General features: G+C 67.9%; 17 protein-coding genes and 2 tRNA genes. 8 read left to right on the top strand and 11 right to left on the bottom strand.

Annotation, left to right across the window (positions count from 1 at the left end):
- Window positions 1-18: 18 nt before the first annotated feature.
- The 4 genes from BM150_RS03250 to BM150_RS03235 form a co-directional block, all read right to left on the bottom strand.
- Window positions 19-1317: an alpha-amylase family glycosyl hydrolase gene (locus tag BM150_RS03250; RefSeq protein ID WP_245755231.1), complete on the bottom strand. Its 1299-nt coding sequence runs from the start codon at window positions 1315-1317 to the stop codon at window positions 19-21.
- 390 nt (window positions 1318-1707) lie between these two features.
- Window positions 1708-2091, bottom strand: a complete 384-nt coding sequence (locus tag BM150_RS03245; protein ID WP_092923663.1) for a globin — start codon at window positions 2089-2091, stop codon at window positions 1708-1710.
- A gap of 25 nt (window positions 2092-2116) precedes the next feature.
- Window positions 2117-3097, bottom strand: a complete 981-nt coding sequence (locus tag BM150_RS03240) for a mechanosensitive ion channel family protein (protein ID WP_092923661.1) — start codon at window positions 3095-3097, stop codon at window positions 2117-2119.
- A gap of 209 nt (window positions 3098-3306) precedes the next feature.
- The gene (locus BM150_RS03235) at window positions 3307-5424 is read right to left on the bottom strand and encodes a prolyl oligopeptidase family serine peptidase (RefSeq protein ID WP_092923658.1); all 2118 of its coding nucleotides are present in this window, start codon (window positions 5422-5424) and stop codon (window positions 3307-3309) included.
- Between the two features lie 245 nt (window positions 5425-5669).
- On the opposite strand from BM150_RS03235, the gene BM150_RS03230 reads away from it, so the two are divergent.
- The 3 genes from BM150_RS03230 (at window position 5670) to BM150_RS03215 (ending at window position 7945) form a co-directional block, all read left to right on the top strand.
- Window positions 5670-6320: an HNH endonuclease gene (locus tag BM150_RS03230; RefSeq protein ID WP_342752521.1), complete on the top strand. Its 651-nt coding sequence runs from the start codon at window positions 5670-5672 to the stop codon at window positions 6318-6320.
- A gap of 883 nt (window positions 6321-7203) precedes the next feature.
- On the top strand, window positions 7204-7452 hold the full coding sequence (gene ctaJ, locus BM150_RS03220; protein ID WP_092923652.1) for an aa3-type cytochrome oxidase subunit CtaJ: 249 nt from the start codon (window positions 7204-7206) through the stop codon (window positions 7450-7452).
- A complete protein-coding gene (locus BM150_RS03215) occupies window positions 7439-7945 on the top strand; it encodes a DUF5130 family protein (RefSeq protein WP_092923649.1) in 507 nt (168 codons plus the stop codon). The genes ctaJ and BM150_RS03215 overlap by 14 nt, the downstream gene beginning before the upstream one ends.
- 145 nt (window positions 7946-8090) lie before the next feature.
- On the opposite strand, the gene BM150_RS03210 is transcribed toward BM150_RS03215, so the two are convergent.
- Window positions 8091-8837, bottom strand: coding sequence for a response regulator (locus tag BM150_RS03210; protein ID WP_092923646.1), 747 nt, complete (start codon window positions 8835-8837; stop codon window positions 8091-8093).
- A gap of 218 nt (window positions 8838-9055) precedes the next feature.
- Window positions 9056-11629, bottom strand: a complete 2574-nt coding sequence (gene pepN, locus BM150_RS03205; protein WP_092923643.1) for an aminopeptidase N — start codon at window positions 11627-11629, stop codon at window positions 9056-9058.
- A gap of 322 nt (window positions 11630-11951) precedes the next feature.
- Here pepN and BM150_RS03200 point away from each other — a divergent pair, with 322 nt between their 5' ends.
- Window positions 11952-12572: a mycothiol-dependent nitroreductase Rv2466c family protein gene (locus tag BM150_RS03200; protein ID WP_092924378.1), complete on the top strand. Its 621-nt coding sequence runs from the start codon at window positions 11952-11954 to the stop codon at window positions 12570-12572.
- A 129-nt stretch (window positions 12573-12701) separates the two neighbouring features.
- Here the strand turns inward: BM150_RS03200 and BM150_RS03195 are convergent, their stop codons facing one another.
- Complete coding sequence (locus BM150_RS03195; protein WP_245755229.1) at window positions 12702-13403, bottom strand: 2-phosphosulfolactate phosphatase; 702 nt, start codon at window positions 13401-13403, stop codon at window positions 12702-12704.
- 104 nt (window positions 13404-13507) lie between these two features.
- Here BM150_RS03195 and BM150_RS03190 point away from each other — a divergent pair, with 104 nt between their 5' ends.
- Window positions 13508-13978, top strand: a complete 471-nt coding sequence (locus BM150_RS03190) for a ribose-5-phosphate isomerase (protein ID WP_092923637.1) — start codon at window positions 13508-13510, stop codon at window positions 13976-13978.
- Window positions 13979-14069: 91 nt separating this feature from the next.
- Complete coding sequence (locus BM150_RS03185) at window positions 14070-14876, top strand: Fpg/Nei family DNA glycosylase (protein ID WP_092923634.1); 807 nt, start codon at window positions 14070-14072, stop codon at window positions 14874-14876.
- A gap of 128 nt (window positions 14877-15004) precedes the next feature.
- Here the strand turns inward: BM150_RS03185 and BM150_RS03180 are convergent, their stop codons facing one another.
- The 3 genes from BM150_RS03180 to BM150_RS03170 all read right to left on the bottom strand — a co-directional run bounded on the left by BM150_RS03180 (window position 15005) and on the right by BM150_RS03170 (window position 17590).
- The gene (locus tag BM150_RS03180; protein ID WP_092923631.1) at window positions 15005-15628 is read right to left on the bottom strand and encodes a 2'-5' RNA ligase family protein; all 624 of its coding nucleotides are present in this window, start codon (window positions 15626-15628) and stop codon (window positions 15005-15007) included.
- A 113-nt stretch (window positions 15629-15741) separates the two neighbouring features.
- Window positions 15742-17196 (bottom strand): DHA2 family efflux MFS transporter permease subunit, encoded by a 1455-nt coding sequence (locus tag BM150_RS03175; protein WP_092923628.1) that lies wholly within the window; start codon window positions 17194-17196, stop codon window positions 15742-15744.
- A gap of 322 nt (window positions 17197-17518) precedes the next feature.
- Window positions 17519-17590: transfer RNA gene (locus tag BM150_RS03170), tRNA-Gly, on the bottom strand.
- Window positions 17591-17754: 164 nt separating this feature from the next.
- Between BM150_RS03170 and BM150_RS03165 the strand changes: the two genes are divergently transcribed.
- Window positions 17755-17828: transfer RNA gene (locus BM150_RS03165), tRNA-Pro, on the top strand.
- 97 nt (window positions 17829-17925) lie between these two features.
- Here the strand turns inward: BM150_RS03165 and BM150_RS03160 are convergent.
- Window positions 17926-18858: a ferredoxin family protein gene (locus BM150_RS03160; RefSeq protein WP_092923623.1), complete on the bottom strand. Its 933-nt coding sequence runs from the start codon at window positions 18856-18858 to the stop codon at window positions 17926-17928.
- Between the two features lie 189 nt (window positions 18859-19047).
- On the opposite strand from BM150_RS03160, the gene tig reads away from it, so the two are divergent.
- Entirely contained in the window at window positions 19048-20442 is a 1395-nt protein-coding gene (gene tig, locus BM150_RS03155; protein ID WP_092923620.1) for a trigger factor, read from the top strand.
- Window positions 20443-20501: the final 59 nt, after the last annotated feature.

The following is a 20501-nucleotide window of genomic DNA, read 5'->3' as shown; positions in this document are numbered from 1 at the left end:
ACCGCGGGCCGACCCCGGTCAGTTCGCGGTCAACCACACCGCCGAGTTCGGCGGTAGCTGCCCGTCCACCAGCGGAGTGCTGGAAAGGAGGAGCTCTCCCGGGGGGAGTGGCACCCGTTGCTCCGAGGTGTTCAGCGCGCAGATCACTCCGCCCACACCCCGTCGGAACGCCAGGCAGCCGCTCGGGGCTCCGTACCATTCCACGGTGTCCTCGTCGAAGAGCCCCGCGGTGCCGGAGCTCTCGCCGACACCGGCTTCCGCGGGAGCGGTGCGTTTCAGTTCCAGTTCCTGACGGTACAGCGACAGGGTGGAATCCGCGCTCTCCAACTGCGCCTCGACCGTGAGCTCCCGCCAGTCGGCCGGTACCGGTAGACAGGAGGTCGGGTTAGCACTGAAACCGTACGGTGGCTCGTTGCCCTCCCACGGCATCGGCACCCGCGCACCGACGAGTTCGCCGGGACGGTTCTCGGCGTCGGAGTCGATGACCTCGGGCAGCCCGAGTTCCTCCCCGCTGTCGATGCACACGACTCCGGGCAGCGCCAGCGTCACCAGTGACATGGCCTGCGCACGCGCCCGACCGAGTTCGCCACCGCCGTACCGGGTGACCTGTCGCGGGGTGCTCCGGCCGGAAACCAGCCAGCCGGGGCGCGTTCCGAACTCCCGGCACGCGGCCAGTTCCTTGCTGATCGCCTCCCGGATCTCACCCGCCTCGAACTCCGCCTCCGCGAGGGAGCGGTTGAAGTCGACGTCCCACACCCCCCGGCTGGACTGCTGTTCCTCCACCAGAGAGCCGATCAGCCTGTCCGACTCCTCTGCCAGCGCCGCTCTGATGGCGCGGGAGGTCTCCGGATCCAGCCCCTCGGCGTCGGGGACGCCGGAGTACGCACCACGGCGGGAGAGGGCGAGGCGGAAACCGTCGACCCCCCGGTCGGTCCAGAATCGCAGCGTGCGGACCAGCTCCTGCTGCGCCCGGGGCTGCCGGAGATCGGAGATGTCCGCACCGATGTCGAGGGTCACCCGCAGATCGCAGTCGTGGGCGGCCGTGGTCAGGTGTTCGAAGGATTCCAGGATCGCGGCGGCCTGCCGCGGTTCACCGATGTTGGGGCCCACACCCGTCATCGCGACCCCGGTGAGCCACACCGTGTCGATGCCGAGCAGTTCGAGATACCCCAGCCGGTTGCGCAGACCGTCCAGATCGCCGACACCGTCACCGTCGGAATCCGCGAACAGCCGGACGTCGATCGCGTAGTGCGTCGCGTCCCACCACCAGGGAAGCCGCTCCTGGCCGGGGGCGTCTTGTTCTGTCCAGCGGCGCACAGTGGTCACCCCTTAACTGCGTCCGGCCACCGTAGCCGAGTGTCCGACGACGAGGCCGATGCGCCCGGACGCCGGCTGCGACGCCGGTCTCCGGTGTCGATGTTGTCGATAACCGTAATACCGCGAACTCTGCCGCGGTGTCGTGCCGGGTATTCCAGCACTCCTACCGCCGCCCGTCGTCGCTGGGGAGATCACCGGAGAACGGCGGTTCGGTATGGACCTGCCCGAAAGGACCGATCACTTCGAAGCGGAGGCGACCGAGCACGCCTGATCAGGATACGCAGCGAGGTCGTGGGGTGGTGGGCGGTCCTGAGCCGACCGGGTGTTCGCCCGGAATCAGCGGTGGGCGGGCCGACCGCCTCGTACCGACGCGGAGTCGGAACCACGAGGTCAGAACCACGAGTTCACCATGCTGTGTGCGGCCATCTCGAAGTACTGCCAGAGTCGGTCACGCTGTTGCCGCGTCAGCTCCACCTCGTCCAGGGCGATTCGCATGCAGCGCAGCCAGGCGTCACGCTCGGCGAGGCCGATCTTGAAGGGGGCGTGCCGCATCCGCAGTCGAGGGTGCCCGCGCTGCTCCGAGTAGGTCTGCGGGCCGCCCCAGTACTGCATCAGGAACAGGCGCAGCCGTTGCTCGGCGCCGCTGAGATCCTCCTCCGGGTACAGCGGCCTGAGCAGCTCGTCCTTGGCGACCTCCTCGTAGAAGCGGGCCACGATGGTTCGGAAGGTGGCCTCGCCACCGACCTCGTCGTAGAAGGTTTCCGGAGTGCTCACATGCCCTCCTCGGGAGGCTTCGACGTCACTGCTGTTCGCCTGGCTCCGGCATCAAGCGCCCAGCCGGGTAGGGCGGCTTGATGTCCGCCTCGTCGTAGGCCCGCTTGATCTCGGCGCGGAGCAGGCGCTGCACGGCCCACTGCTGTCCCGGACGCACCTTGGCGGTCAACCGCAGCGTGATCGTATCCGAGGTGATCTGGTTGATACCGAGCATCTCCGGCTTCTCCAGTACGTCCTTGGAGAGCGGTTCCCGTTGTGCCGCCGAGGCCGCGACCGACTGCGCCACCTCCTGCGCGCGCGCCACGTCACTGCTGTGCGCCACGGGCAGATCCACCACCGCGACCGCGTAGCCCTGACTGGAGTTGCCGACCCGCAGGATCTCGCCGTTGCGCACGTACCAGACGGTGCCGTTGATGTCGCGCAGCGTGGTGACTCGCAGTCCCACCGTCTCCACGGTACCGCCGGCCTCACCGAGGTCCACCCAGTCGCCGACCCCGTACTGGTCCTCGATCATCATGAACATGCCGGACAGGAAGTCGCGCACCAGGTTCTGCGCGCCGAATCCCAGCGCGACGCCGACGATTCCGGCCGAGGCGATCAACGGCGCCAGATCCACGCCGAACTCTCGCAGCACGTAGAAACCCGCGAACACGAAGACCACGAAGCTGACCACCGACTTCAGCACCGAGCCCAGTGTTCGTGCGCGCTGGCTCCGCTGCTCGGCCAGCGTCTCGCCCGATACCGCCTCGCCACGCCGTTCCCGCAGTGGCTGCAGCAGCTTCGGTGCCTCGCCGTTGGTGCGGCTGAGCCTGGTGATGATCCGGTGCAGGATGTAGCGAGTCAAAAACGCCACCACGACGATCAGCAGGATCCGCAGCGGGGTGGCGATCAGCATCTCCGAGTAGTTGGCCAGCCACGAGTTGCCGGTCCAGTCGAAGACGGTCTCGCACCATCGGCTCGACTCGTCCGAGCATTGGGACTGTGCCAGGGGCAACGTGGTCGTCATGGTTTCGGGGCTCCACGCGGACGTTGGAAAGTTCTTCACGGTCGGTGTACGAGTGGGGCCTCCCACACGTGCGCTTCGGCGATCCGACGGGTGGGCCGGTGCGCCCGAGGCCGTCGAGCGGACCCGGCGTTGTCGAGCGAGCTTCGTGAACGCCCCGCCGTCCACGATGCGAGCACGGGTGCTCCTGCGAAGCACCCGTCGCTGACCTGCTACTTCCGGATGAGTCCGGTGGCTTCCGCGAGAAACGCGAAATGGTCGGTCGCCATGCCCACACTACGGGAGACCGAACGTGCCGAATGCCCCACCTCCGTCTCGCGCCGGAGCAGTACGGGGCGTTTGTCCGGTGGTGAACTCGTCGCGTGCTGCAGTGCCGCGCACATCTTGCGTGCGTGCATCGGATCGACCCGGCTGTCCGACTCGAACACCGACAGCAGCACCGCCGGGTACTCCGTGGCCTCGCCGATGTTGTGGTACGGCGAGTAGGACAGCAACCATTCGAGTTCCTCGGGATTCTCGGCGCTGCCGTACTCCTCGCTCCACAGTCTGCCGAGCAGGAACTTCTCGTAGCGCACCATGTCCAGCAGCGGCGCCGAGCAGACCACTGCCCGGTACAGCTCGGGGCGTTGCGTCAGCGCCGCTCCCACGAGCAGCCCGCCGTTGGAGCCACCGCTGATGGCCAGCTGCTCCGAGGTGGTCCAGCCCCGTTCGATCAGGTGCTCGGCCGCGGCGTGGAAGTCGTCGAAGACGCGTTGTTTGTTCTCCCGCATGCCCGCTCGGTGCCACTGTTCCCCTTCCTCGGCACCACCGCGCAACGAGGGCAACGCCCACACACCGCCCGCGGCTACCCACGCCAGCGCGTTGGGGGTGTAGGCGGGTTCCCTGGACAGTGCGAAACCGCCGTACCCCGTCAGCAGCGTGGGCAGTGGCCCGTGCGGTGGTGTGGCGGGAGCGAGCACGAACATCCGTACCGTGGTGCCGTCCGCCGAGCTGTAACTCAGCTGGGTGCTGGTTATCTCCGGTACGGCCTCCTGGCCGGGGGCGTGTTCCACCGCCTCCGTCTCGTCCGTGGCCACCGAGTACGAGTACACGCACGGTGGAGTGGCGAAATCGGTCCAGCCGAGCCAGATGCGGTCACGTCCGGTCGTGGTCCGGGTGTCCACCGTGTTCATCGTGGTCACCTGGCCGGTGCCGGGCAACGGGACCGCACGACGGAGCTCGCCGGTGCCCGCGTCGTGCAGTGTGAGTTCGGAGACCGCGTGTGCGGTGCGCAACACGGCCAGTCGCGGATCCGACCCAGTGCTGTCGAGCCAGCGTGAGGTCTCCAGCACCGATTCCGGATCCTCCGGGATCAGCTCCGTCCAGTCGGTCGGGTCCGGGCGGTTCGGATCGGCGACGCAGAGCCTGCCGCGCGGGGCGTCCAGCGTGGTGCGGATGTACATCCACCCGTCCGGTTCCACCCGAGCACTCGCCTGCACGCCCTGCTCGTCGTCCAGCACGCGTCGCAGTTCGGGAACGCGCTCACCGTTTCGCAGATCCGCTATCCACAGCGAATCACGACGTGCCGTTCCCGGACTGCCGTGCACCAGCAGCCAGCTGCCGTCCGGGGACAGGCTCACGGAGTAGAAGTAGGTGTGATGCAGCTGTTCGCCGTGGACCAGCACGTCCTCGTCCGGGTCGCTTCCCACCCGGTGCAGCCACACCCGGCGGTGGAACTGTCGTTCGTCCTCGGGGACCAGCTCAGGGGCGATCCTGCGGACGTAGTAGAACTCGGCGCCACCGGGAAGCCAGGCCACCGAGGAGTAGCGGCACCGGTCGATGGGACCTTCCAGCGGTTCGCCCGTGGTCACGTCCAGCACGTGCAGCAGCGACTCCTCGTCCCCGCCGCTCGAGACCTGGTAGGCGAGTCGGTCCCCTTCCGGACTGGGACTCCACCGGTCCAGCGTCGTCAGTCCGGACGGATCGAGCTCGGTCACGTCGAGCAGTTGCCGAACCGTTCCGCTCGGTTCGCGCACGAACAGCACCGGGAACTCCTGGTCGCTCTCCCTTCTGGTGAAGAACGAGCGGCCGTTGCGCCACACCGGCGCCGACACCGACCCGGTGCGCAGCAGCGCGCTCAGCCGCTCGGTGATCTCCTCGCGCCGGGGCAGGTCGCGCAGCCACGCGTCGGTGAGTCGGTCCTGCTCACGTGACCACGCCTCGCAGGCCGGGTCCGAAGGGTCTTCCAACCAGCGGTAGGGATCGCGCACCTCGAACCCGTGCGGCGTTTCCACCGTGTCCGTGCGATGCGCGTTCGGATATGACTCCGGCAATGACTGAACCTCGTTCACTCCCCGGACGATACGGGTATCGAAAACGTTCGTCCGTTCACATGACGCGGTCGGTCGTGTGCCGAATCGGCTGGATCCGAATGATCGGAGTGGCTTCGTCGCCACGGATAACCGTACATTTCCGATCGTGTTGCCTTCTCTTCGTCGAATTTTCGGTATCCGGTCACCGGTGCGGCGCGGATCACACGTGCGTTCCGGGCGGGTTCTGTGTTCGACTGATGCACATACACGGTGGAGGTGGTCGAGTGCCCGACCGAAAACCGATCCCGTGCGGCGCTCCGAAGGCGGCGCCGCCCCGCGCCCCCGCGCGTCCTGCCGGACGTAAGCGGGGTCACCGGCTGTCGGCCTCCGTCGACAGATCGGAGGGCGTGGGCGCTTGGCCGAAGCGGCGGGTACTACTACTGAACACGACGTTCGAACCGTTGACCGCACTGCCCGTGCGCAGGGCGATCGTGTTGATCGTCTGCGGCAAGGCCGAAGTGGTGCACGGTGATTCCGCTGGATCGATGTTGCATTCGGCGACGCACAGCATCGAGGTTCCCTCGGTCATCAGACTGAGCCGGTTCGTGCACGTTCCCTATCGCGGGCGGGTTCCGCTGTCCCGCTCCGCCTTGATGCTGCGGGACAACCATCGCTGTGTTTACTGCGGCGTGCGTGCGGAGACCATCGATCATGTGGTTCCTCGGAGCAGGGGTGGCGCACACAGCTGGGAGAACTGTGTGGCCTGTTGTACGCGGTGTAATCATCGAAAGGCCGATCGGACGCTTCGTGAGCTGGGGTGGCGCCTTCCGGAGACGCCGAAGGCGCCGCGCGGCAGGCACTGGCGGCTGTTGGCCGGCGCGACCGACCCCGATCCGATGTGGTTGCCCTATCTCGGCGAGGTCGCATCACACTGAACGGTGAGGCGGGCCGTCGTTCTCGATGCTCGGCCCGTCCCGATGAGCGCCGCGGCTCTGCCCGGGTCGCGGTGTGTCTCCCACCGGTGTGACCGGCTGCCGTCCGCCCCTTCGCCGTTCGTTACAGCGCGGCGTGGCAGGTCGGCGTTCGTTCGTTCCGCCCGTTCCGGTGTTGCCGCTGATCCGCACGCCCGCGCCGGAGTCCGCCCGGCGGGAGTCGTGGCTGCCACTGATTCGCACTCCTCGCTGATGGCCGCTGATCCGCACCCCGCCCAGCGAGCTGATCCGTACTCCCGCGCGGCCACTGATTCGCACGCCGCTCCTGCCGCTGATTCGCACACCGGCGTGTCCGCTGATCCGCACGCCTTCCCTGCCGCTGATCCGCACCCCCGTCCGGAGCCGAGTTCCGGTCCCGGTTCCCGTCCCGGTTCGGATCACCCGTTTTGTGCACGCAGAGTATTCATTCGGGGTAAATGCGTCACACGGAAAGATCAAATTGGCGCTGCTGTTCCCGGTTTCGATGGTCATCATCGTTTCCTCACGTGTTCGGAACTGCTCCTGTCATGGATGCGATCAATTACGCAAGATCCATACAGGTGAAATCTAGAATCGGAAACTGTCCGGTACAAGCCGCCAACTCGACCCCTCCGAGCGGCCGTCCGGTTCGGCTCCGAATGGCGGTTCCGAATGGGGCGAAAGCAGCACCGAAGGTGCCCGGGGGACAAGGAATGGTGTCAGTCGTGGTGTGTATTTAGTGACCGCACGATTACTTCACGGCGTCGCGGTCGGGTTGTGCTGGGAACGGGGTGAGGTTTTCCCAGTGGGTGAGGCAGGAGGCACAGGTAGTCGACCGCGCGTGGGGGAAATCGGATACCGTGCTGGTGTGACTGTCGTGCAGACCGTACTCGTCTTGGCCGTGATACCGGCGGCTGTCTACGGCCTCGTCATGTTGATGGTGCTGTGGCCGAGACTGTTCCGTGCCCGTTACCGCCCCGACGGGGAGTGGAACTTCCCGTCGGTGCTGTGGGTGGCGAACCCCGCCGGTGTGAGCCCCAGCAGCCCATCTACCGAACACGCGGAGTCCGAGTCGGAGACCGGTACCGCAAGGGGAGGCGCTCGTGGCAACTGGTGAGATGACCCGAACAGCGGCGGACGTGAACCCGGCCGAACTCGAGGAGGGACACGCTCTTACAGCGGGTGGTCGGCTGTCGATCGCGCGCCGTATCGAGCCGGAGCGCCCGAAACTGCCGTTCTCCCCGGGAGAGCTCGCGCGGTTGGACGAGGCGCTGACACTGTCCACCCGCACGACCGGGCTCGAATTCGCGATCTACCTCGGTGGTCTGGGGGAGCGAACCCGTGAGCGTGCCGAGCAGATCCACGCCGGTCTGGGCGGCCGCGCATCGCGCGGTGTGCTCATCGCCGTCTCGCCCTCCCAGCGTTGTCTGGAGATCGTCACCGGCGAACAGGCCTATCGGCGGATACCCGACCGCACTTGCAACCTGGCCGTGATGAACATGGTCGCCTCCTTCAAGGAGGGTGACCTGATCGAGGGGCTCATCGGCGCGTTGCGGATGCTCTCCGACGCGGCCGGAACCGATTTCGAAACCGAAGGTGAGCATCACTGACGGGGTTTCCACCGGCAGGCCCGGGGTTTCCACCGGCAGGGTTTCGAACCGCGGACCCGGGTGTTTCGGCGGCGGACACGCCGGAACACCCGGGGCGTGCCGAGACGCCCGATCACGATCCCGTCCCGGTGACGGCGGGGGACGCTCAGAGCAGCCCGAAGTTCTGGAAGTGTCGGAACATCTCGTAGGACGAGGACGTGGTGGCCACGGCGCCCAACTGGCGAGCCTGGTTGGCGTGTTGCAGCTGCCCGCGCTGCGTGCCGAAGACGATCACCGGTATCTCCATGCCCAGGTCGCGCAGCTCGCGGAGTAGCGCCAGGCCCGCGTCTGTGATCCACTGCCCGTCCTCCTTGCGGGCCATGTCCGAAACCACCACGCGGTAGGGCCGTTTGGACACTTCGGCCACCGCCTCCGACGTGGTGGCCGTGATCGTCACCCGCACCCCGTTGTTGCGGAGCTGCTCCACGAGCAGTGCGTGGCTCTGGGCGCGGTCGGTGACCCACAGCACCGCGAACGGTTCCGGACCCACCGGTGCCTGTACGGGGGGCAGCTCAGCCGACTCGGGATCGCCGTCCAGTTCCCACCCGGCGGGTTCCTCGGGCGTGCTCGCCCCGTCCCCGCCCCTGCTCGGGACCGTGCCCGCAGGCACCGCTTCCCGCTCGTCCAGTCGACTGCTCAGGATGCTGAGTTGTCGCTGCAGGTCCTGGATCATCTCGTTCTGTTGATCGTTGAGCTCGTGGAAGGTGAGCCGCTGCCCGCCCACCTCGAACTCCAGCTCGCGTTTCTCGGCGGTACGCAGCACTCTTCCGATCGCCTGTCGGAACAGCAGCAGCACCAGCAGGGTGATCAGCGGCCACAACAGCGTGGCGATGGCGGTTATCAGCTCGGGCATCGGCCGCTCCACGACGTGTTGGACGGTGCGCGATCACAAGCCTACGCGCGGTGATCCTGCGATTGGGTGATCTTCGCCGGATGCCACCCGGAAGGGCGTGCTCGTGGCGGTGCCGTCCGGTGGGGAGCGGGCAACGGCGTGCCCTCGGGCCGGAGATCGGGTGGCCGGGTCCGTGAAGGAGGCTTCGCGAGCCCGACCACCCGTGCTGTGCTTTCCGATCAGGAGCGGTCGAACTCGCGTGCCGTCAGCGCGCGCACCACTCCGGCACGGCCCTCCGAGACCAGGCGACGCAGGGCCGAGGGGTGCTCCCCGGCGAGCCAGGTGTCCGCGGCCTCGACCGTCCCGGGGTCCACGGACCAGGAGGGGAACAGCCCCATCACCGTCGGCTGTGCCCGCTCGCTGGAGCGCCGTTGCCACACCTCGTCGATCTCGTCGAAGTAACGCCGCACGTAGGGGAGCAACAGCTCGTGCTGGGCGGGATGCTGGAACCCGGAGATGATCGCTTCGTTGATGGCGTTGGGCAGTTCGTCGTCGTGCACGGCTCGCTGCCACGCCCGTTCCTTGGCCTCGGGTGTGGGCAGGAGCGCCCGCGCGCGCTCCGCGCGCCGCCTGCCGGTGGCGGTGGAGTCGGCTGCCAGCTCCGCGTCGATCTCGGACTCGTCCGCCGCGCCGTGTGCCACGAGGGCGTGCAGCAGTTGCCAGCGCAGGTCGGTGTCCACCACCAATCCCTCCAGCACCCGCGAACCGTCGAGCCAACCGCGCAGCAACGTGAGCTTGTCCTCGTCGAGCTTCGCGGCCGTCAACGCGTTGACGAAGGCGAGCTGGTTGTCCGAACCGGGCCGGGCGCCGCGTGCCAGCTCCAGCAGCCGATCCGTGTAGCGCTGCCAACCCTCCGGTTGCCAACCCGGATCGGCATAGGCGCCCAGTGCCGTGCGCGCCTGCATCAGGACCCGCTGCACCACGCCGATCTCGGATTTGCCTCCGATGCCGCCGTCGCTGTCCTTGCCGAGCACGAGGCTGACGAAGTCGCGCGCCCGCATCTCCGCGTCCCTGGTCATCTCCCAGGCGGTCGACCAGCACAACGCGCGCGGCAACGACTGATCGATGTCGGCGATCCGCTCCACCAGGGTGGCCAGCGATCGCGAGTCCAGCCGCATCGTGCAGTAGCTCAGGTCGTCGTCGTTGACCAGCACGAGCTTGCCGCGCGGCACCCCGACGAGTTCGGGGGCGTCGGTGCGCTCACCGGAGATGTCGAGCTCGACCCGGTGCGTGCGGACCAGCTTGCCCGTGGTGGGGTCGTCGTCGTAGACGCCCACCGCGATGCGGTGCGTGCGGTACTCGCCCTCGCCCGGACTCGCGGGCCCCTGCAGCACCGTGAACTCGGTGAAGCGGTCCTGCTCGTCGGTCTCGAACTCGGGGCGCACCGTGTTGAGCCCCGTGGTTTCCAACCACTGCGCACTCCACCACGACAGGTCCCGCCCCGACGCCTCCTCGAGCGCGGTGAGCAGGTCGGAGAGCCGCGCGTTGCCCCAGGCGTGCCTGTCGAAGTAGATCTTCAACCCGCTGAGGAAGTTCTCCAGCCCCACGTAGGACACCAGCTGCTTGAGCACCGAGGCGCCCTTGGCGTAGGTGATCCCGTCGAAGTTGACCTCGACGGCCTGCAGGTCCTCGATGTCGGCTGCCACCGGGTGCGTGGAGGGCAGCTGGTCCTGCCGGTATGCCCAGGACTTCTCCACGTTCGCGAAGGTCGTCCAGGCGTGGGTGTACTCGGTGGCGTTGGCCTGCGCGAGCACGCTGGCCCAGGTCGCGAAGGACTCGTTCAGCCAGAGGTCGTCCCACCAGCGCATGGTGACCAGATCGCCGAACCACATGTGCGCCATCTCGTGCAGCACCGTTTCGGCGCGGCGCTCGTAGAAGTACCCGGTGACCCTCGACCTGAAGACGTAGTCCTCCAGGAAGGTCACGCAGCCGGCGTTCTCCATGGCACCCGCGTTGAACTCGGGCACGAAGCACTGGTCGTACTTGGCGAACGGGTAGGGCACGCCGAACGCCCGCTGGTAGAAGCCGAATCCCTGCTTGGTCTCGGTGAACAGCCGTTCGGGATCCAGGTACTCGGCCAGCGAGGCACGGCAGTAGAGCCCGAGCGGGATCTCGCCCTCCGGGCCGCTGTAGACGTCGCGCCACTCCGCGTAGGGGCCCGCCACCAGTGCCACCAGGTAGGTGGAGATCGGGGCGGTGGCCTCGAAGGTGTGCGTGGCGCGGGTTTCGCTGGAAGCGGTGATCTCGCCCGGTGAGTTCGAAACGACCCGCCAGGTGCTCGGCGCCGTCACCGTCAGCTGGAAACTCGCCTTGAGGTCGGGCTGGTCGAAGCAGGCGAACATCCGTTTGGCGTCGGCCGTCTCGAACTGGCTGTAGAGATACACCCCGCCGTCCACGGGATCGACGAAACGGTGCAGCCCCTCACCGGTGTTGGTGTAGTGGCAGTCGGCGCGTACGACCAGCTCGTTCTGCTCCGCCAGGTCGGGGAGCGCGATCCCCGTTTCCTCGTCGTAGTCGGACAGATCCAGTTCCACGCCGTTGAGGGAGGCCTGGTGCACTTGTGCGGCCATCAGATCGATCCACGTGGTGGCGCCCTGTCGGGCGGCGAACCGCACGGTCGTCTTCGATCCGAAGACCTCCACGTTCTCCCCGCCCGCGCCGTCGGACAGGTCGAGCTCGATCGCGTAGGAGTGCACGCGCAGCAGTTCGGCGCGCTGCTCTGCCTGTTGGCGGGTCAGGTTCGGCGGAGCCACGGATCACCTCGTTGATCGTCGTCGGATGGGAGCCGGGCCGCGGGTCACGCGATGCCCGGAAACAATCATGCCGGAATGAAATCACGCTCCGGCACTCGCTACCCGATGTCGGGCCTCCCGGAGCGGGAGCGTGCGGGAGGTGCCGCCGATTGCGCGACCCACCAACCCGACCGAGAACTTCGATCAGGGAGACGTGAGCGGAAATCGCCCCTCGGTGCGCGCGCCCACATCCGCGAATCCACGGCAGCCGGGAACACGATGACCCCTTCGGGTGGTTGACCAACCGGAATCGTGACCACATGTGATCGTGGAAGGCGTGTTGATGAGCACCGACAGTCCGCAGAAGCCGCAAGTCCACTTCTACTTCGACCCGATCTGTCCGTTCGCCTGGGTCTCGTCCCGGTGGATCCTCGAAGTGGAGAAGGTGCGCGACATCGACCTGCGGTTCCGCGTCATGAGCCTTTCCGTGCTCAACGCGGAGCGTGAACTGGGGGACCAGTACGACGAGATGATGCAGCGGGCCTGGAAGCCCGTCCGCGTCGCCATCGCCGCCGCCGAGCACCACGGCAACGAGGTGTTGTCCCCGCTCTACACCGCGATGGGAACGCGGTTCCACGACAACGGTGACAAGGACTTCGACCGGGTGATCACCGAGTCCCTGGCGGAGGTCGGGCTGCCCGACACGCTCGCCAAGGCGGCGATCACCGACGAGTACGACGAGCAGCTGCGTGCCAGCCACCACGCGGGCATGGACCCCGTGGGCGACGAGGTGGGTACACCGACCATCCACGTGGACGGTGTGGCGTTCTTCGGTCCGATCACGACCCGCGTTCCGCGCGGGGAGCAGGCGGGCGAGTTGTTCGACGCCGCGCGCACGTTGGCGGGTTACCCGTACTTCTTCGAGCTCAAGCGGACTCGTACGGAAGCCCCCCGGTTCGACTGACGGCGGTTCGACCGGCTGCGGGGGCCGGGGGGATCGTCCGGACTTTTCCGCCCCGTTGTCCGTGCTCCCCGGCCGTCGTCCGCTTGCCGAGACTCCTGGTGGGAACCCGCTCCGGTGCGACCGGAACGATCAGTGGTGGCTGAACACCCCCGCGTGCAGCCTGGGCGCCGTCGAGCCGGCGTTCCGCGCGAGCGCCAGCTCGACGTCCGCCCCGTAGCCCCGTCCGGCGAGCTCGCGACCGGAGACGCATTCCCGTACATCTCGCGCGAGATCGTCGGAGGCCTCGTAGGCTCGTGCGGCCAAGTCCGCCTCGATCGAACGGGCGGACGTCGGTACGGGCAGTGCAGAGATTATCGCTCCGGCCCCGAGCAGGTCCTCCGCCGCGAAACGCAACGAACCGTCGGTGCGGCGTTCCCCCGCGGCGATCACCCCGACGGGACCGTTGTGAGCAGCCGAACCCGCTGCCGCCGCGACCGCGGCGGCATTGCGCAGGCAGCCGGTGAACACCACCGCGCCCGATCCCGCCGCCTCCGAACACAGCGTGGCCCCGTTGGGTGAGGGCAGCGCGACGAGTGTGCCCGCGGGCGCGCTCACCAGCGAAGCCGGACTCAACGAGTACCCTCCGCTGCCCCGCTCACCGGCGAGCACCGCTCCGGCCGCCGCCGCGGCGTCACCGGTCCGCTCGTCCCGGTAGGGGAGTGGCAGCACGTGGGCGCCCGCGGCCGTGGTCACGTCCACCGCCGTGGCGAAGGAGAGCACGTCCACCACCACCAGCACGGCACACTGCTCCCCGAGGGTGCGAAGGCCCGCCGTCCCCCATTCGAACCTCACCGTGTGATCGGGCTGTGCGGTCGGTGATGTCGCTTGTTCGTATGGCATTTCTGTCCCTTGACCGGGTGAGTAATGCGCGTGGAGCGGTTTGGCAGACTACACGTGTGCGCGTCTATCTTGGTTCCGATCACGCCGGTCTCGAATTGAAGTCACACCTGGTCGAACGACTCGACCGTCTCGGTTACGAGGTGGTCGACGTCGGTCCCGCCGTCTACGACGCCGAGGACGACTACCCACCGTTCTGCGTCGAGGCCGCGCGCCGCGTGGTCGCCGACGCCGGCAGTCTCGGTCTGGTCATCGGAGGCTCCGGCAACGGGGAGCAGATCGCGGCCAACAAGGTTCCCGGAGCGCGGGCCGCGCTGGTCTGGAACCAGGACACGGCGAAGCTCTCCCGGCAGCACAACAACGCCCTGCTCGCGGGCATCGGTGCCAGGATGCACAGCCTCGACGAGGTCGAGGGGCTCGTCGACACCTTCCTGACCACCGAGTTCGAGGGCGGCAGGCACCAGCGCCGGATCGACATGCTGGCCGACTACGAACGTACCGGCGAGCCCCCCGCCCTTCCCGAGAAGTGATCCCCACCGCCACCGCTGGTCACGCGGGCCGCGCCGTTTCGCGGCCCCGCGGCGGTCGGTGCCGGCGGGGTGGGTCGTGCCTGGAGGTGTCGTGCCGGAAGGACACATCGTGCATCGGCTGGCCGAGCTGCATCGGCGTCGGTTCGCGGGAAGCCCGGTCCGGGTGACCAGTCCGCAGGGGCGTTTCACCGCCGCCGAAGTGCTCGACGGCGTCACCTTCCGTGACGCGGGGGCCCACGGCAAGCACCTCTGGCACCACTACGCCCCGGATCGGGTGGTGCATGTTCACCTGGGGCTCTACGGCAAGTTCACCGAGGCACCCGTGCCGCTCGAGCAACCGCGCGGCAAGGTCCGCATGCGCCTGGTCGGTCCCACGCACGGAACCGATCTGCGTGGTCCCACCGCCTGCGAACTGCTCACCGAGGAGGAGTTGACGGAGCGGCTCGCCCGGCTGGGGCCGGATCCGTTGCGTTCGGACGCCGATCCCGAGACCGCTTGGCAGCGCGTGACGCGCTCGCGCTCGGGTATCGCGGCGCTGCTGCTGGACCAGTCCGTGCTGGCCGGGGTGGGCAACGCCTACCGGGCCGAGGTGTTGTTCCGGCAGGGGCTCCCGCCCCGGTTACCGGGCAACGCGCTGTCCCGGCGATGCTGGGACGCCCTCTGGGACGACCTGGTCGAATTGATGTCGGATGGAGTCCGTACCGGTCGCATCGACACCGTTCGGGAACAGCACTCGCCCGAGATGACAGGTAGACGGCCCAGGAACGACCGCCACGGCGGTGAGGTCTACGTCTACCGGCGCGCCGGCGCTCCCTGCCTGGTGTGCACCACCCCGGTCGCCATGACGGAGCTGCTCGGGCGCAAGCTCTACTGGTGCCCCGGCTGTCAGGGCGACTGACGATTGTCAGGGCGATTGGCGGTCGGCAGGGCGACCGGCTCGATCCGGATCTCCGGTGGTCGAAGCCCTGCGCTCGTCGTAAACCGCTCGTACGGCCGTACGGCCGGGGAGCCGTACGGCCGGTTCCGTCAACCGGACAGTTGGACCTCGCCGAGGACCTCCCACTCGTTGCAGGCGTGATCCCGGTTCAGCCGTACCAGCGAGATGCTCGGCACCCGCACCGTGGCCGGTTCGGCGCTGGTCGCGTCGAGCGTCGCCTTCGCGAAGACGGCGGGCCCGTCCGCCGTGGAAAAGGCGAGGCTCACGTGCTGGTCGATCTCCTCGGGCTCCTCGGCGAGATCCGATCCCACCACCGTCGCGGTGGCCTCACGCAGCCGCGCCCGCAGATCCGTCAGCGTGGCCTGCGGCTCGGCGGGCAGTGCCAGCGCCTCCGGGAGCACCAGCCCGCTGTGGAACGACAACGAGAGCGCGGCGAAGGAGGACAGCCGCTCGCGTGCCGCCTCCAGCAGTGCCGCCGCACGTCCCTGCGGGGCTTCGTCGTGAAATCCGTTCTCCTGCAGCAGGATGTGCATCCACTCCAGTGGTACGGGGTCGAAACCGGGCAGATCGCGCAGCGAGTACTGGTACTGATTGGCCAGTCTCCGCAGCTCCGGCTGGTCACCGAGCGGTAGCAGCCAGGCCAGGCTGCTACGGCCGGAGGACCACCCCTGGCGCCAGCGTGCGTGTTTGCGGACCTGATCTGCGTGCGGCATGTGGGTCACTCCCAGACGATGCACCGTCCGCGACGGTGCGGGACTGCTCTGACGGCGTTCGGTTGTCTACGAGGCAAGTCTGCCTGCCGGGGACGGGGCGGTCCGGGGCCGTGTCAGTTCACCGAGGATCTCTCCCGCCGCGCCTTCCCCCGTTGATCGAGTGTGGCCACGGCGTCCGAGTCGCGTATCAGCGAGGTCAGCAGCAGCCCGAGCACACCGAAGGCCACCGGTACCAGGAAGGCACCGTGGAAACCGCTCAGCTGCGCCCGCGCCAGTTCTCCCGGATCGGGTGAACTCAACCCACTCGTGGCCGCCTCGGTGAACATCACCAGCGCACTGGCTACCACGGCCGTGGCCAGTGCCGTGGCCACCTGGCGACTCACGTTGAACAGCGAGGTCGCCTGCCCCATGGCCGCCGAACTCATCTGTGCGAACGCGGCTGTCTGCAGCGGAGTCATCAACAACCCCATCGACGCGCCGAGCAGCAACAGCGAACCGACCACGGCCCACAGCGAGACGGAAAGGCTCAGCCACTGCAGGGTGGCGGTGCTGACCAGCAGCATCGCGAATCCGCCCGCCACCAGACGCCGTGGCCCCACTCGGCCGTAGATCCTGCTGATCACCTGGGTGACCAGCAGCATGGACAGTGCCTGGGGCATCAGGATCGCACCGGCCTGTAACGCGGAGGCACCACGCAGGTTCTGCAAGTACAGCGGGATGAGGAACAGCACCCCGAACATCGCACCCGTCTGACACAGCAGCAGTACGTTACCGGCTCCGAAGATCCGGTTGCCGAGCAGTCGCAGATCCAGCATCGGTTCGGCCGCCCGGAGCTCCCGCCACACGAGCCCGCAGATCAGTACCACGGCCAGCAGCAGGCAGGCCCACACCGCGGGGTCGGTCCAACCGTCCTGCGCGGCCCGGTCCAGCCCGAACAGCAGCACGCCCAGCCCGCTGCCCGCGAGCAGGAAGCCGGGCAGGTCGAAACGCCCAGGGCGCTGTCCCCGCTCCTCCACCAGGAACAGGATCGAGCACAGCAGCGCCAGCGCGCCCACGGGCACGTTGATGAAGAAGATCCACCGCCAGCTGGCCACCTCGATCAACGTCCCACCGAGCAGCGGTCCCAGCGCCGGTGCGGCGGTGATCGGGATGGCCAGAATCGCGGAAGCCTTGGCGCGCTCATCGGCCGGGAACGCCCTGAAGAGCATCGCCTGTCCGACCGGGACCAGCATGCCGCCTCCGATTCCCTGCAGGAATCTCGCGGCGATCAGCGTTTTGATCCCGGGGGCCGCGCCGCAGATCACGGAAGCCCCGGTGAACATGATCACGGCGAACTGGAAGGTTCGTTTGCTGCCGAATCGGTCGGAGATCCAGCCCGAGGAGGGGATGAACACCGCCAGGCTGATCATGTAGGCCGTCAGTACCCACTGCAGGGTTCCGGCGTCGACGTCGAACCGTTTTCCCAGTGTCGCCAGCGCGACGTTGAGGATGGTCATGTCCAGGATCTGCATGACCAGTGCCAGTACGAAAGTTATCCCGACGAGCCACTTGTACTCGAGCCGTCGCAACGGCGCATCGCCTCCGTAAGTGTCGAGTGGAACGCGCGGCATCCCGGAGCGGAACGCTGGGAAGCGTCGACCGGGGTGCGTGGGCGAACGTTCAGGATGCGCGCACCGCGCGCAGCGGGCCAACCAGATTCCTCGGGGACGCCGTTGGACCGGCGTCGTGTCCGGTGCGGTGCTCCTCGGACGACGGAGCCGCACGGTGATTCGACGGTCGTGCCGGAACGCGACCGGATCCGAGGATGTCCGAGCCTGCCGTGAGAACCCGCGCCTGCCATGAAAATCGGTGGTCACCCGCAGTGCGGATGACCACCGATTCGACAGACCGAGCGGGTGACGGGAATCGAACCCGCATAACCAGCTTGGAAGGCTGGGGCTCTAACCATTGAGCTACACCCGCAGTGCGCCACCGATACTACAACAGTGGCTCCCCGTGGGTGATCCCCGGGGGTCCCGCCGATCTCGACGACCACGTGTGCCGTATTCTAGCCAACAGCGATAGAGTGCACGCGAAGGACCCCTTTCGTGGGAATTCTCCTGGTGGAGTCGTTCCGATGGGGTCATCGGGGTGTGGCGCAGCTTGGTAGCGCACTCGCTTTGGGTGCGAGGGGCCGTGGGTTCAAATCCCGCCACCCCGACGTTCGGGCCGGATATCCCCCGGGATGTCCGGCCCTGTTCGTGTCGGGCCCCGAGGTTCGTGTCGGGCGCCGCGAAGCCGCCGCTCTCGAACCCGGTTCACTCCGGATCCGGCAGCCGGCGGATCCGCTCGGCGGTCCAGGTGCCCGTCTGCACCGGAGCCTTGCCGCAGCTGTTCGGGCGCGGCGGTGACAGCGTGATCTCGCGCAGTCGGATGCTCCAGCGGCGCCCGTCGCGGTGCCGCAGCACCACTTCCTCGTCGGCTTCCGAGGCCACGGTCAGTGCTTCCCCCGCGTGTTCGCCCAGGTTCTCGCGCAGCGCCAGTTCGGCCACCTGGGCGCGCTGTGAGAACGCGGAGCGCCCTCTGCAGTGTGCCGTTGTCATCTTTCCGGCCGTCGCGGCGGAGAGCACCGCGTCCACGCCGTGCGGTGTGAGACGCCCGTAGTTGTAGCCCGACGGCAGTACCACCCCCGTGGGCGCGAACCGGTGACCGCCGGTGTGTGTGGTTTCCCACAGCTTGCCCTCGTGTCGCGGTCCCATCTCGCGCAGCAGGGAGATCCCGCGCAGCGCACAGCACTGATCACGGCGTCCGTTGGTGCACACCAGCAGTACCGGCTCGGTGACGGGGGTTCCCCAGCCGCCGTGTTCGCCGCGGGCGAAGGCCCGGAAGTCGAGGTCGAGCAGTTCCGCCGGATCGGTCAGTTCCGTGCGGCGCAGCCAACTCGCCCCGGGGCGGGTGTGGGCGAAGTAAACGGTGCGCGGCGCGTCCACCCCGGTGTCCGGGTGCCTGCCCGGTTTGCGGATGAGCTGGACCCGTACCCCGGTCTCGGCGGCACGCTCGGCCAGTCGGGCTCCGATGTCGGGATCCAGATGGCTCCGCACCAGCGCGTCCCCGCCCCAGGGGCCCGGCTGTTCCAGGCACAACCAGCTGGCCGCCACCGCAGCGGTGCCGGCCAGGGGCTCCGAGAGGGTCTCGGACCACGCCGCGCACGTCCGCGGCGCCGCACCGGCTTGTTCCCGTGGATCCTGCACGTTTCCACTCAAGCACGAGGGTGTCGTAATTCGCCCGCTCGGGCGGGTCGGTACCCGGAACGGCCCCCCGCGAGCTCAGGCCATAGAATCGGAGGTCAGCCCGGCACGGAAAGTGTTTCCCGTGGTGAAAGCCGTGGGAAGCCCAGGGAGGTCGGGAGTCTTTCAAGCACGTTCGCACGAGGAGACCACGTGAAGAGCACCGTCGAGCACCTGAGCCCGACGCGCGTACGGCTCAACGTCGAGGTGCCGTTCGACGAGCTCAAGCCGAACTTCGACCGCGCGTACAAGGAACTGGCCAAGCAGGTCCGGATCCCCGGCTTCCGTCCCGGCAAGGTTCCGGCCAAGGTGCTGGAGAGCCGGATCGGCCGTGGACCCGTGCTCGACGAGGTCGTCAACGAGGCCGTTCCCTCCAAGTACACGGAGGCCGTCACCAGCAACGAGGTCCAGACACTGGGTCGCCCGGAGATCGAGGTCACCAACATCGCCGACGGCGAGCAGATCGAGTTCTCCGCCGAGGTCGACGTACGGCCGGAACTGACCGTTCCCGCCTACGACGACATCCAGGTCAGCGTGGACGACCAGGAGGTCACCGAGCAGGACGTCCAGGAACAGCTGGACGAGCTGCGTGCCCGTTTCGGGACGCTGACCGGGGTTGAGCGTCCCGCCGCCAACGGTGACTACGTCAGCATCGACCTCTCGGCCACCGTCGACGGTGAGCAGGTCGAGGACGCCCAGACCAGTGGCCTGTCCTACGAGATCGGTTCGGATGAGCTCGTCGAGGGCATCGACGAGGCGTTGATCGGCGCGAGCGAGGGCGAGACCAAGCACTTCACCACCACGCTGGTGGCGGGGGAGTACGCCAACCGCGAGGCCGAGGTCGAGGTCACGCTGAACTCGGTCAAGGAGCGTCAGCTCCCCGAGGCCGACGACGAGTTCGCCCAGATGGCCAGCGAGTTCGACACCATAGACGAGCTGATCGCCGATCTGCGCGAGCGGCTCGGCCGGGTCAAGCGGATGCAGCAGGGCATGCAGGCCAGGGACAAGGTCCTGGAGTCCCTGCTGGAGAAGGTCGAGGTTCCGCTGCCGGAGAGCGTCGTGCAGTCCGAGGTCGAGATCCGCGAGCACGACGCGGTCCACCCCTACGACCACGACGAGGAGCGCTTCGCCGAGTCGCTGCGCGAGCAGGGCAAGACCCGCGAGGACTTCGACGCCGAGACTCGTAAGGAAGCCGAGGAGGCGGTCAAGACCCAGCTGGTGCTGGACACCATCGCCGACAGCGAGGAGCTCTCGGTCTCGGACAACGAGCTCACCGAGCGCATCATCTACCAGGCGCAGCAGTCCGGCATCAGCCCGGACCAGTACGTCCAGCAGATCCAGCAGTCCGGGCAGCTGGGCCGCATCTACTCCGACATCCGGCGCAGCAAGGCCCTGTTCTCCGTCGTTCGGCAGGCCACGGTCACCGACTCGGCGGGCGAGCAGCTGGACATGGACGAGCTGCTGGGGACCCAGGACGAGGACCAGGAGCAGCCGGAGCAGGTCGAGGGTGCGGTAGCCGACGAGGAGGAGCGCACCACCGCGCAGTGAGCGACAGGTGGTGGAGCGCCGGTCGGATCCGACGACGATCCCGACTCGGTTAACAAGCT

Source organism: Actinopolyspora alba, from assembly GCF_900112765.1.
GTDB lineage: Bacteria > Actinomycetota > Actinomycetes > Mycobacteriales > Pseudonocardiaceae > Actinopolyspora > Actinopolyspora alba.
Note: the sequence above shows the minus strand (reverse complement) of the source record. Positions and strands in the feature narration are given on the sequence as shown.

Excerpts from the sequence above, each read along its gene's own strand:
- BM150_RS03240 (WP_092923661.1), bottom strand. The coding sequence starts at position 3,097 with ATGACGACCACGTTGCCCCTGGCACAGTCCCAATGCTCGGACGAGTCG.
- BM150_RS03210 (WP_092923646.1), bottom strand. The coding sequence starts at position 8,837 with ATGCCCGAGCTGATAACCGCCATCGCCACGCTGTTGTGGCCGCTGATC.
- BM150_RS03200 (WP_092924378.1), top strand. The coding sequence starts at position 11,952 with ATGAGCACCGACAGTCCGCAGAAGCCGCAAGTCCACTTCTACTTCGAC.
- BM150_RS03180 (WP_092923631.1), bottom strand. The coding sequence starts at position 15,628 with ATGCCGCACGCAGATCAGGTCCGCAAACACGCACGCTGGCGCCAGGGG.